Raw genomic sequence first — 12,192 nt, 5'->3', positions numbered from 1 at the left:
AAACTATTCATTAAGGTTCGAGTCCTTAAGCCAGTGCTGTGTTTCCGCGTCTGTATATGCGGAACGGAATGCGCATAAATACTGATTTCATCTAACGGTAAGATGACGGCTTCCAACCCCGTTCATTAAGGTTCGAATCCTTAGATCAGTGCAGTGTGTTTCGCAGTGATGCGAGGTGCAATAGTTATTACTACTGGTTTCATCTAATGGTAAGATGATAGTCTCCAAAACTATTCATTAAGGTTCGAGTCCTTAAGCCAGTGCTGTGTTCCGTGTCTGTATATGCGGAACGGAATGTACATAAATACTGATTTCATCTAATGGTAAGATGACGGCTTCCAACCCCGTTCATTAAGGTTCGAGTCCTTAAGCCAGTGCGGAATAATAAACAAGTTTTTTGTAACTGAAGATGATATACATGATGCAGATGTAATGTTGTAAAATACGATTGATAGAAATAAAAAATGCTTCTCTGAAAAGAGAAGCATTTAGGAGTATATGCTTAAATGTTATTTAGGTCTGTACTTTGACTGCGAAAATATTTTCATCGCATCTTTCTCTTCCATCAGTTTTTGCAAGGTTACCTCCGGATGATTATCCATGTATTCTTTTACGATTCTCCAGCCTACAAAAGTCCCGATTCTGCCAGGAGCCTCTTCAGGCATTCCCTGTGTAGAAGGGCCATCATTCATGTAATGCATGTTGCTTTGCCAGTCGGCCTTATACAACAGGTTCTGTTGCACGAAAAACTGCCAGATCAGCTGTTCATTATCTTTACACCATTCCATCTGGGTTTTAGTGTAACCCAGCCGGATACTATCTGCTGTTTCAGGCATCACCTGTTCCAGGAAATACTGTAGCTTGCCGGCCTTTACCAGTTGTATGACAAGCTGGTCCCCAGGGGCAGCACCAGGATAAACCTGTTGTGCCAGTGCCTGTATAGCATTGGTCGTAATGTATTCAGGAGAGAATTTGCGGATCATATAGACAGGATAATCCGGCAGTATGCCATATATTGGGAAATCCTTTCCCAGGTACATATCCAGTCCGATACCCACCACAGAATCAATGGTAACGGCGCCATAGTTACTGATCACAGAACTAAATGCCACTACCCTGCTGGGAATAGGGAAAGAAGGAATATAGTACTTTATATAGCGGAAGTTTTGCGCCAGCTCATGTTCCAGTGCATCCAGTTTAGGGAAATGCACATTAATGGAATCCTGTAAAACGCGATAATCGGCATTCCCGATCAACATCCTGCTTTGCAGCTGTATCATTTTACTGCTGTCGTTGTAAGGGCCGAAATTCATAATATGCTCGATATAAGCAGGCAGAAATACGGGATATGCCTTATCCAGTTCTTGCAGCCCCGCCTGGATGTTATTGGTATCCAGTTTGATCAATGCCTGGTCAAAACGGTCAATTTGAACATTCACGGCAATATGACTTACATCTGGCACGTTTTTGTGCTTACAGGCAGCTAAACAGGATATAAGGATGAGAGCGGATAATATCCACTGACTGTTACCGGGTAATTTATTAATGTAATTTCGCATACTTGGTATCTAACTTACGGACAGGTAAAAATATTATATAGCTTGTATTAAAAAAAAGATAAAATTATATGAGGAAGATATTTTTGATGGCATGTTTGTTTTTGATGGTGATGGTGGCCAGGGCCCAGAATAACTTTATGAGCGACAACCGGGTACGTCTTGGGTTTAAGCTGGATCCTACCTTTTTCTGGTTACAGCCTCAGGAATCCGGAGTGGAAAGGAATGCTTCCCGGTTCGGAGTCAGCTTCGGTCTGATGGCTGACTTCCTCCTCGATGAATCCGGCCGTTATGCCGTCGCCTCCGGTTTACAGATCTCCACAACGGGCAGTACATTGAAGTATGTAGCAGACAAGGGCCTGGATGACTATAAACAGGTGCCTACCGAATATAAGCTGAAAGTGACCTATGTAGAGATACCATTGGCTATCAAACTGAAGACAGATACTGATAATGGTATGGGCATCTGGGGACAGTTTGGCACTTATCTTGGATTCCCTGTTAAAGGACGTGCAGACGTGGTAAGTCTGAGCGTGAACCAGGATAAGGTGAACGTACTCCGTGACATCACCCCGATCAATATCGGTCTGCAGGTGGGTGCAGGCGTTGAATATCCACTGGGAGACAGGCTGAGCGGACTTGTAGGGCTCACCTACCGTAACGGGTTCATCGATGCTACCCGCAATGGAAAATGGAGTGATGGTAAGGTAAATATGAATAGCTTTGCAATAAACCTGGGACTATTCTTTTAAAAAGACGATTGTAGATGAAAATTATACTTGCGCAACAGAACTATCATATCGGCAATTTCGAACTGAATACGCAGAAGATACTGGAAGGAATAAAAGCAGCCGAAGCACAGGGCGCAGACCTGGTCGTGTTCACCGAGTTGTGCGTGTGCGGATATCCTCCCAGAGATTTCCTTGAATTTGACGACTTTATACAACAATCATACGCGGCTATTGACAAGATCAAAGCTCATACGTCCAATATAGCAGTACTGGTGGGTGCTCCCTGCCGTAATACACAGCCGGAAGGGAAAGACCTCTTCAACGCCGCCTGGTTCCTGCATGAGGGTGAGGTAAAGCAGATTATCCACAAAACCCTGCTGCCTACGTACGATGTATTTGATGAATACCGTTACTTCGAACCCGGTTATGCCTGGAACGTTGTGCCTTTCAAAGGCAAAAAACTGGCAGTAACTATCTGCGAAGATATCTGGAACCTGGGGGATAATCCGCTGTATCGGATCTGTCCGATGGATCAGCTGATAGAACAGCAGCCGGACGTAATGATTAACCTGTCTGCTTCTCCGTTCGATTATAATCATGCACAGGACCGTAAAAAGATCATCCGTGAAAACGTGAAGAAATATGGTATTCCTATGTATTACTGTAATGCAGTAGGTTCCCAGACTGAGATCGTTTTTGATGGCGGATCTGTAATCTTTGATAAACAAGGTAACATCGTAAAAGAACTGCCTTATTTTGAAGAAGCCATCGAGGGGTATGACCTGGAAGTACTTTTACAATCAGAACAACCAGCACCTGAGCCGGCTTATATACCGGTAAACGAGTTGCTGCCGGAATATAATATCGACCGTATCTACCATGCGATCATCATGGGGATTAAGGACTATTTCCAGAAGATGGGCTTTACCAAAGCGATCCTTGGTTCTTCCGGAGGAATAGATAGCGCTGTGACGCTGGCCCTGGCAGCAGAAGCACTGGGTAAAGAGAATGTGAGAGCTATTCTCATGCCTTCCCCTTATTCTACCGAACATTCTGTAGATGATGCCGTTGCCCTGTCTAAAAATCTGGACAATCCTTATGACATCATCCGTATCAATGATATTTATGAAACCTTCCTGCAGACCCTGAACCCATTTTTTGAGGGCAGACCCTTTAATGTGGCAGAAGAGAATACACAGTCACGTATCCGTGGGAACCTGCTGATGGGCTTATCCAATAAATTTGGTTATATCCTGCTGAATACCTCCAATAAGAGCGAGCTGTCTACCGGTTACGGTACCCTGTACGGTGATATGGCAGGTGGTCTGGCGGTATTAGGTGATGTGTACAAGATGCAGGTGTATGCACTGGCAAGGTATATCAACCGGGACAAAGAAATTATCCCTGCTAATATCATTGACAAGGCGCCTTCTGCAGAATTACGCCCTAATCAGAAGGACAGTGATAGTCTGCCTGACTACACAGTGCTGGACAGTATTTTGTATCAGTATATCGAGCGCCGTCAGGGACCAAAAGAGATCATTGCACAGGGTTTCGATGCTGCATTGGTGACGCGTACGCTCAAAATGGTCAATACCAATGAGTATAAAAGGAACCAGTTCTGCCCCATTATACGCGTTTCGTCCAAGGCATTCGGTGTAGGAAGAAGAGTGCCGATCGTTGGAAAATACCTCTCTTAATTAGGAATATACAATTAGGAATTAGGAATTGGTGAGGCAGAAGGCTTATCAGACCTATCTATAGGATAAAAAGATTTATCCTGATATGAATCCAAGTATCTGCTTGAAGTTATACTCAAATATGAGTAACCATATGGCGCCAGAATTCCTAATTCTTAATTCCTAATTGACTCCTATATTTGCTGAAATTTAATAAATCGTAAAATGTTACAAGTTCCGTTCATTCGTCAAAACAAGGACCAGGTACTGGAAAGGCTGACCCTGAAGAACTTCAGGGAGCTGGAACTGGTGGACCAGGTACTTGAGCTGGACGACAAGCGCAAGAAATTAACCCTTGAGTATGATGAAACACAGGCCAAAGTAAACTCGAATTCCAAGGAAATCGGTAAACTGATGGCACAGGGGCAGAAAGATGAAGCGGAATCTCGTAAATCGGAAGTAGCATCACTGAAAGCAAGACTGCAGCCTATTAACGAAGAACTCGCGGCTACAGAAAAGCTTTTGCACGATACATTGGTAAAACTGCCAAACCTGCCTTCTCCGCTGGTGCCTCCCGGTAAAACACCGGAAGAGAACGTGGAAGTCCGCAAGGGTGGCGATATCCCTCAGTTACATGAGGGCGCTGTGCCTCACTGGGACCTGGTGAAGAAATATGACCTGATCGACTTCGAACTGGGTAACAAGATCACAGGCGCTGGTTTCCCGGTTTATAAAAACCGTGGAGCACGTTTACAACGCGCTATGATCCAGTATTTCCTGAACTTCAATACCGATAAAGGTTACACTGAATTCCAGGTGCCTCACCTGGTGAACAGTGATTCCGGATATGGTACAGGTCAGCTGCCTGATAAAGAAGGACAGATGTACTTCGTAGGAGAAGATGAATTATACCTCATCCCTACAGCCGAAGTACCTCTGACGAATATCTTCAGAGATGAAATACTGAAAGACACCGAGCTGCCGGTAAAACTGACTGGCTATACGCCTTGTTTTCGTCGTGAAGCAGGTTCTTATGGTAAAGACGTACGTGGTCTGAACCGTTTGCACCAGTTTGACAAGGTAGAGGTTGTACAGGTGGTACATCCGGAGAAATCTTATGAGATCCTGGATGAAATGGTAGCGCATGTGGAAGAACTGGTGAAGTCACTGGAACTGCCATACCGCATACTGCGTCTTTGCGGTGGTGATATGGGATTTGCTTCTGCGCTGACCTACGATTTCGAAGTATACAGCACTGCACAGCAGAAATGGCTGGAAGTGAGCTCTGTATCCAATTTTGAGTCTTTCCAGGCAAACCGCGCGAAGATCCGTTTCAAAGACGGTGGTGGTAAACCACAGCTGGTACATACGCTGAATGGCAGCTCCCTGGCATTACCGCGTATCCTGGCTTGTATCCTGGAAAACAACCAGACACCGGAAGGTATCAATATTCCGAAGGTATTACAACCTTATTTCGGCGCCGATAAGATCGCACTGTAAGGAAATAATATTTAAAATAATATAAAAGCGTCGCACCTGTGCGGCGCTTTTTTTTGTGCTTACATTTGTACTATGCAGCATTTTCTACCTAACGGCCAGGTATTGTTGGTGCGCCCGGCCACACTGGAAGACGCTCCAGCCCTGCTGGCATTGTACCAACAGTTGACCACAGAGACAGGTTTCCTGTTAATGACCCCACAGGAGTCGGCAGCGCTCACTGTCGCAGATGAAGAGGTATTTCTCCGCTCCTTCTGCAATCGCCCGCAACACCTGATGTTGCTGGCGGAAACAGAAGGTCGCCTGGTTGGGAGTATTTCCATTAAACAATCCGGTTTCAGAAAAGAGAAACACCTGGGGCAACTGGGTATCGCTGTGTTGCATGAATGCTGGAATATGGGGATCGGCAGGCGACTGATGACTGCCGGGATAAGATGGGCAGAACAGCATGAAGAGCTGGAAATCATACACTTTAACGTGTTTGCAAATAATGAAAGAGCTATTCAGTTGTATCGTAACTTTGGTTTTATGGAATATGGCCGTCTGCCGCAGGCATTTAAGCAGTCGGACGGTACATACGGAGATTCAATATTTATGTCAAAAAGGATAAAGAACGGATGATGCAACGATATGACAGACACCTGAAACTGGATGGCTTCGGACCAGCAAAACAACAGCTGCTCAGCAATGCAGCAGTACTGATTATAGGTGCAGGCGGATTAGGCGTACCTGTATTACAATACCTGACCGCTATGGGCGTAGGCCGCATAGGAATCGTAGAACACGATGATATTTCACTCACCAACCTGCAAAGACAGGTCCTTTACAATACGGATGAAGTCGGGCAACCCAAACTGCGTACCGCTGTTCAGCGTTTAAAAAAGCTGAACCCGGAGGTACAGTTCTCTACATATGATACGTGGATCATGCCTGATAATGCACTGGACATTATTCAACCTTACGATGTAGTAGTGGATTGTACGGATAATTTCGGTACCCGCTACCTGGTGAATGATGCCTGTGTCATGCTGAACAAGCCTTTTGTATACGGTGCTATTCACAAATATGAAGGTCAGGTCAGCGTATTCAATTACAAAGGTGGTGCTACTTACCGCTGTTTATTTCCTGAGCAACCGGAACCAGGTACTATGCTGAATTGCAGCGATATTGGTGTACTGGGGATTCTGCCGGGTATCATCGGCTCTTATCAGGCTAATGAAACAGTGAAGATCGTTACCGGTATCGGTGAGGTATTAAGCAATCAGCTGCTGACAATAGATACCCTGTATAATATGCACGATACATTCCAGATTAAGCCTGTTGCCGGTAATCATGACATCAAAGCATTACAGGAAACCTATGACCAGCCCTGTGATACCGGAGGTGTAAGAAGTTTATCTGTGCATCAGTTACAGGACTGGCTGGATACAGAAAAACCATTACAGTTGATAGATGTGAGAGAACCGGATGAATGGGAAATATGCAGTATTCCACAAGCGATGCGGATACCGATGCGTATGGTGGGAGGCGTAATGGCACAGCTGAGCAAAGAGATCCCTGTTGCCTTACTCTGTCATCATGGGATGCGCAGTCTGATGGTGGCGCAGCAACTGGATGCAGCAGGATTTCCTGCGGTATATAATGTGGAAGGTGGTATTCATGCCTGGGCCGCAGAAATAGATGTGGAAATGAACAGGTATTAAAGAGATAGATCTTATAAGGGAAAGGGCTGTTCGCTGATTGCTGAACGGCCCTTTCTCTTATATACTTTGCTGGATATCATGATTGTATCTGTACCCTGGAGTTGACAGTTTTATTTATCGGTAATTTCTTCTTTGCTTTTGCTGTCGGTTTCTTCTTCTTTCTCCCCATCCAGATCAGAAATCCGGATATTGGCAGGGTGAATGCTACCAGCGCAGCGATCAGCGCGAGAATCTTGGTAGGAACGCCATACAGACTGCCTGTGTGGATCGGGTAGACCCATCTTCTGGCAATTGTACCTGCACTTTCATTGTCATACAGTCTCACTTTTAACAGCTTGGCGGTACCTGCTTCGAAGTACAGGAAATCGCTTACATTATCATGTCTGGATCTGTTTTCTTTTGCAGCAGAAACGGCCAGTGTATCTGAATCCGCAAAGCGGATGGTGATCTTTCCTTCGTAAGGGAGCTTTTCGTTTGTGGTAGCTACGATCCTGTCCAGGTAAGCAATGCCTGTATTTTCTACCGCTCTGCTGGTTGGTGCTACGATCTTCTGCTGTTTGGTGTTGCCATCAAATGCGAGATAGAGCAGGCTATTGGCCCATTTATAACTCCATACCAGTCCGGTAATAGCTATCACGAAGAGAATGATATGCACATAAAAACCGAATACGGCATGAATGTCCCAGTTCAGACGTTTGAAAGAAGCATTCCATTTCACACGGAAACGCTGTTTCCGGTTGTTCCTTTTAGGCCACCATAATATCAGACCGGTCAGGATCAGGATGGTAAAGATGGAGCAGGAAATACCGGTGATAATCTTTCCGGTTTCGCCCATACAGAGGTAACGGTGTAACTGTAGTACGACAGAGAAGAAGCGTTTATTACCCGCTACGGAGGAAATGATCTGACCTGAGTAGGGGTTCACCGCTACGTACAGCTGATTTTTAATCTCCTTTGGTTTCCCTTTTACCAGCAGGTATACGATGCTGCGGTTTGCTTCCGGTTCTATACCAATGGTGAGTACTTTATATTTCGGATTTTCACGCAGCACATAGGCGGTCAGATTATCCAGAGGTTGTCTGGAAGTGTTGGCGGGCGCGTCTACGTAGAAAAAAGAAGACCGGAACGCATGTTCCAGTTCCTCTTCGAATACCAGCAGGCTGCCTGTTCCTGCTACTACCAGGACTACTAAACCGGAGCCGATGCCCAGCCAGAGATGTAACCAGCCAAATATTTTTTTCATGATCAGATTGTATAAGAAATCCTTGCCTGCCAGTGTCTGGCGTCCCCCGGGAAAAGGAGAATATCATCATATCCACCCGCCCAATAGGTTTTATTTGTTACGTGCGTTATTGAAATTCATCTGTATCCGGCTTGTTGGCATGGTACAATGTATTGGTTTGTACCATGTGGTATTACGGAAGCGTTTGCAGTCAGGTTACCGTTGAATCATTGTAACCGAACATTAACTGACGAATTTTTCACAAAGAACGATCAGTATGCTGCTTGGGAGTGATCGAATCGGGAAAAAGATTGATCAAAAGCGAAAAAATCCGCCTGTTCAGTGAACGTATGTCAGGATGATGTCATATTTTATAGTGTGACATCTGTATTATTTAGCCCGTGTTGACGGTGTATTGCTCTTTTTAATCACTTATGAGTAGCATCTGCAAATATTTCAGCTTATCCGTGATTTGTATAACCCCGCTGAAAAAGGCTTTTCGGCGGCTGGTAGCTATCAAAAGAAATAGTGAGCTGGCTATCTGTTAATGTTGATAATGATAGCTATTCCTGTAGCTAGGGATATGTATAAATGATTGATCAGCAGCTTTCTAACGGATTGTCAAAAGCATTGCTGTCATCTTCATTCCGTTCGGTAAGGCATTTAAAGTCCTTTTCAACGAGTATATGGAGGGAGGAACCATCTGCATTGGGAATTTCTGCGGAGAATCCTACCTGATCGGTATCGATCCATTGGCGTACTTGCTCTTTCGGAAAAGAGAGGTGTACGGCCGGGCCTTCCAGTTTGATGAAGGGACTGGTAGCGCCTTCTTTGGCCTTGAGGCAGAAATGAAGTTGACCAGCGCCAATGACGGTGCTTTCTTCTACTTTACCATCGTTTTTCAGTATGTCGACGTCTTTTTTGTCCAGACGATAACGGATGCTATTGCCTCTGATTCTGATTTTCATTTGACTGTTATTTGATATATCACCCCTTAAATTACTACAATATCGTAGCTTTATCTAAATTTCATGATTGGGATATGCGCATTTTATTATTCGGCATAGCGAAAGATATAGCAGGTGCGCCTGTTATTACGGCAGAAGAAATCACTACAGTAGCAGCACTCAGAGCCTGGTTGTATACAAAATACCCTTCCCTGGAACAGTTACGTTCCCTGATGATTGCTGTGAATAAGGTGTATGCAAATGATGAGGATACTTTGCAGCCTGGTGATGAAATCGCAGTGATTCCTCCGGTGAGTGGTGGATGATACGACGCTTTTCTTTTACTTGCTTAATTGTTAGTTATCGCTTGCGGCGTCTGCTCTTTACTTTGATAAACCTCATTTCCAATTGATGGATATCACTTTCTGATGCATAAGGAATCTTCTTCAGCTCTCTGACAGATCGGGCAACACGCCATTCCAGGCATACTGTATACAAAGTCTTAAAAATTGAATGAAAACTATTGAAGATCCAGTTGCTAAGTAGTACCAAAACTACCGACAGTAAAGGTGTCGCAATGATCATATAACTTTTAAACCAGTATGCGTCCGGCAATTTTTCTGCCATTACCATTAATAGTGTACCGCAAACGGCACCAAATGTTCTTGCATGGTTATGCCTTTCCTGTGGCCTATGCCAGGAATTGATAAGATTCGACAATGTAGTAAGCGTTTGGTTTTAAAATGTGAAGCGCACGTTGTACTTGAGATAAAGTATTTTAATACTGCTTTGCTTTGTATTTTTTAGGATCAGTTTTGAATTTATTGATTTCTTTTTCCATTTCAGCGACAAACTTGCGATGACTTTTCATCGACGCAGTAATGTGTTTAATCAATGGAATAATAGGATACAGTAAACTCGCGATACAAGCGATCCAGATAAGTGTGTGTACAACAGGATTTATTGGCATTACAAACAATAATTTTATGCTTCAATATTAGCGCATTTTCTTTGTCCAATAAAAATTATTTTGCTTCAAAATATACAAATTCTCTAAGCGATATTCAGATGAACAAGTTAATAAAAATAGACAGTAATGTGACCGTACAACAAGCACTGGACTTCGTTGAAACGCCTGACTGCGGAGGTGTTGTTGTCTTCTCTGGAAATGTGCGTAACAATACAAAAGGAAGAAAAGTAAACAAACTTTTCTTTGAATGTTATGAGCCAATGGCATTGCTGGAAATGGATAAAATCGCAGATGATGCAATAGAAAAGTTTGCCCTTAAAAAGATCGCTATGTTACACATCGTTGGTGAGAAACAACCGGGTGAAGTAGTCGTAGTAATCGCCGTTGCTGCACCACATCGGGCAGCTGCTTTTGATGCCTGCGAATACGCCATCGATACTTTAAAAGAAACAGTACCTATCTGGAAGAAAGAATATTTTGAAGACGGAGAAGTGTGGGTCGCTGCACATCCCTGATAAAATATAAAAACGCGTGTCTCAGCAATAGTCGGGACACGCGTTTTTTTTAAAAAGATAATTGATGACTATTCGTGTTCTTCCGCGTGTACTTCGAAAGTTAATTTGAGTATATCTGTTCCTGCATAACGGGTTGCATAATCCAGATAGTTCCAGTCTGTACGCTCAATTTTCGCCTTAGTAGCAGGATCAGTGAACTTCCGCAATACATAAGAGATATCTGCCTCTGCACCGCTATTCGCTTCTCCCAGTGTAAAGTAAGCCAATATACCCGTCGTTTCATATTTACCACCTATAGAAGTACCATCGCCATACACCTGCTCTCTCGGCTGAAAGATGGCTCCGTTTTCTGCATCGCCGGTAGTTGGATTCAGTACAAAATTTCCTCCGGTTAAGAATACTTTAAAAGAATCAGCGACTGTTTTGTTCTGCAGGAAGCCTTGTTGTAACTCATGTCCCGCTTTGTTAAACACACGCAGCTGTATTCTGTATACCTTATGCGGATCAAGATGCAGATGTCCGTTTTGTGTTTCTCCCTGTGCATTAAACAGTATCGCTATACTGTCTTTCTCACCGGTTTTTTCTGCGAGATCATGGAAGTGATCACCGTGTGCGCTTCCGTTTACTTCAATGAAATCAAGTCTTGAAGAGGAGATTACATTCGGATCTTCTGGCGCGACTTTTTCATCGTCTTTACTACATGCTGTCAGGAATAAGGCAATAGCCGTAAATGCGTAACAATACTTTTTCATGGTTTCTATTTTATTGGTTTTTATTCAACAGGGTGTAATTCAAATTTCAAATCGAGATCGGTAGCGCCGGCCAGTTTAGACTGATAATTGGTATTGTTCCAGTCATCTGCTGTTACGCCCGCTTTTACACCTGGGTTCAGGTGACGCATCAGGTATTGCAGGGTAAAGGTGGATGCACCTTTTACAACATGCAGATAACCTGTAACACCTACCTGGTTATCGCCGTATGTATAATCAAGTACACCAGTCGGTGCTCCCAGGATGACTGCCTGATGTATGTCGGCTCTGTCGAGAAATGTCTGTTGTATTTCACGTCCTGCGTAGTCGCGTGCAATGAGTGTCAGTTTATAGGAATGACCTGTGTGCAGATGCAGGTGAAATCCTACGGGTGCATTACCTTGTTCATCAAAGGCAATGGTGTCAACAGCTGCACCATCGATGGCGTGTGGATGGCCCGTTCTGAAATCGCCGTCCCATCCTACTTCCTGTAGCAATAAGGATGTTTTACCTACTTCTTCCTGATCTTTTTCTGGTACGGGATCTTCCTTCGAACAGGAAGAAAAGGTGAACACACCAAAGGTGATCATTCCCAACAGCAGGTAGTTGCATAACTTGTTCAT

The 12,192-nt window shown here is 44.1% G+C and carries 12 protein-coding genes; 7 read left to right on the top strand and 5 right to left on the bottom strand.

What is annotated here, in order from left to right:
- Window positions 1–509: 509 nt before the first annotated feature.
- Window positions 510–1,559 carry a gliding motility lipoprotein GldB gene (gldB, locus tag CPIN_RS01080; RefSeq protein ID WP_012787895.1) on the bottom strand — a complete coding sequence of 350 codons (1,050 nt, stop codon included), beginning with the start codon at window positions 1,557–1,559 and terminating at the stop codon, window positions 510–512.
- A gap of 68 nt (window positions 1,560–1,627) precedes the next feature.
- On the opposite strand from gldB, the gene CPIN_RS36220 reads away from it, so the two are divergent.
- From CPIN_RS36220 to CPIN_RS01055, 5 genes are all read left to right on the top strand, one after another.
- Complete coding sequence (locus CPIN_RS36220) at window positions 1,628–2,308, top strand: porin family protein (protein WP_012787894.1); 681 nt, start codon at window positions 1,628–1,630, stop codon at window positions 2,306–2,308.
- A gap of 14 nt (window positions 2,309–2,322) precedes the next feature.
- Window positions 2,323–3,987, top strand: a complete 1,665-nt coding sequence (locus CPIN_RS01070; RefSeq protein ID WP_012787893.1) for an NAD+ synthase — start codon at window positions 2,323–2,325, stop codon at window positions 3,985–3,987.
- Between the two features lie 204 nt (window positions 3,988–4,191).
- On the top strand, window positions 4,192–5,466 hold the full coding sequence (gene serS, locus CPIN_RS01065) for a serine--tRNA ligase (protein ID WP_012787892.1): 1,275 nt from the start codon (window positions 4,192–4,194) through the stop codon (window positions 5,464–5,466).
- Between the two features lie 72 nt (window positions 5,467–5,538).
- Window positions 5,539–6,084, top strand: a complete 546-nt coding sequence (locus tag CPIN_RS01060) for a GNAT family N-acetyltransferase (RefSeq protein ID WP_012787891.1) — start codon at window positions 5,539–5,541, stop codon at window positions 6,082–6,084.
- Window positions 6,081–7,166, top strand: a complete 1,086-nt coding sequence (locus tag CPIN_RS01055) for a HesA/MoeB/ThiF family protein (protein ID WP_012787890.1) — start codon at window positions 6,081–6,083, stop codon at window positions 7,164–7,166. The genes CPIN_RS01060 and CPIN_RS01055 overlap by 4 nt, the downstream gene beginning before the upstream one ends.
- A 76-nt stretch (window positions 7,167–7,242) precedes the next feature.
- Here the strand turns inward: CPIN_RS01055 and CPIN_RS01050 are convergent, their stop codons facing one another.
- Both CPIN_RS01050 and CPIN_RS01040 read right to left on the bottom strand, forming a co-directional pair.
- Window positions 7,243–8,409, bottom strand: coding sequence for a PepSY-associated TM helix domain-containing protein (locus CPIN_RS01050; protein ID WP_012787889.1), 1,167 nt, complete (start codon window positions 8,407–8,409; stop codon window positions 7,243–7,245).
- Between the two features lie 578 nt (window positions 8,410–8,987).
- Complete coding sequence (locus CPIN_RS01040) at window positions 8,988–9,356, bottom strand: DUF7009 family protein (RefSeq protein ID WP_012787888.1); 369 nt, start codon at window positions 9,354–9,356, stop codon at window positions 8,988–8,990.
- Window positions 9,357–9,430: 74 nt separating this feature from the next.
- Here CPIN_RS01040 and moaD point away from each other — a divergent pair, with 74 nt between their 5' ends.
- Both moaD and CPIN_RS01020 read left to right on the top strand, forming a co-directional pair.
- Complete coding sequence (gene moaD, locus CPIN_RS01035) at window positions 9,431–9,661, top strand: molybdopterin converting factor subunit 1 (protein ID WP_012787887.1); 231 nt, start codon at window positions 9,431–9,433, stop codon at window positions 9,659–9,661.
- A gap of 742 nt (window positions 9,662–10,403) precedes the next feature.
- Complete coding sequence (locus CPIN_RS01020) at window positions 10,404–10,820, top strand: molybdopterin synthase catalytic subunit (RefSeq protein WP_012787884.1); 417 nt, start codon at window positions 10,404–10,406, stop codon at window positions 10,818–10,820.
- Between the two features lie 68 nt (window positions 10,821–10,888).
- On the opposite strand, the gene CPIN_RS01015 is transcribed toward CPIN_RS01020, so the two are convergent.
- Window positions 10,889–11,572: a hypothetical protein gene (locus CPIN_RS01015; protein ID WP_012787883.1), complete on the bottom strand. Its 684-nt coding sequence runs from the start codon at window positions 11,570–11,572 to the stop codon at window positions 10,889–10,891.
- Between the two features lie 20 nt (window positions 11,573–11,592).
- Window positions 11,593–12,192, bottom strand: coding sequence for a hypothetical protein (locus CPIN_RS01010; protein ID WP_012787882.1), 600 nt, complete (start codon window positions 12,190–12,192; stop codon window positions 11,593–11,595).

The organism is Chitinophaga pinensis DSM 2588, from assembly GCF_000024005.1.
Taxonomy (GTDB): domain Bacteria; phylum Bacteroidota; class Bacteroidia; order Chitinophagales; family Chitinophagaceae; genus Chitinophaga; species Chitinophaga pinensis.
This window is presented reverse-complemented; position numbering and strand designations above follow the sequence as displayed.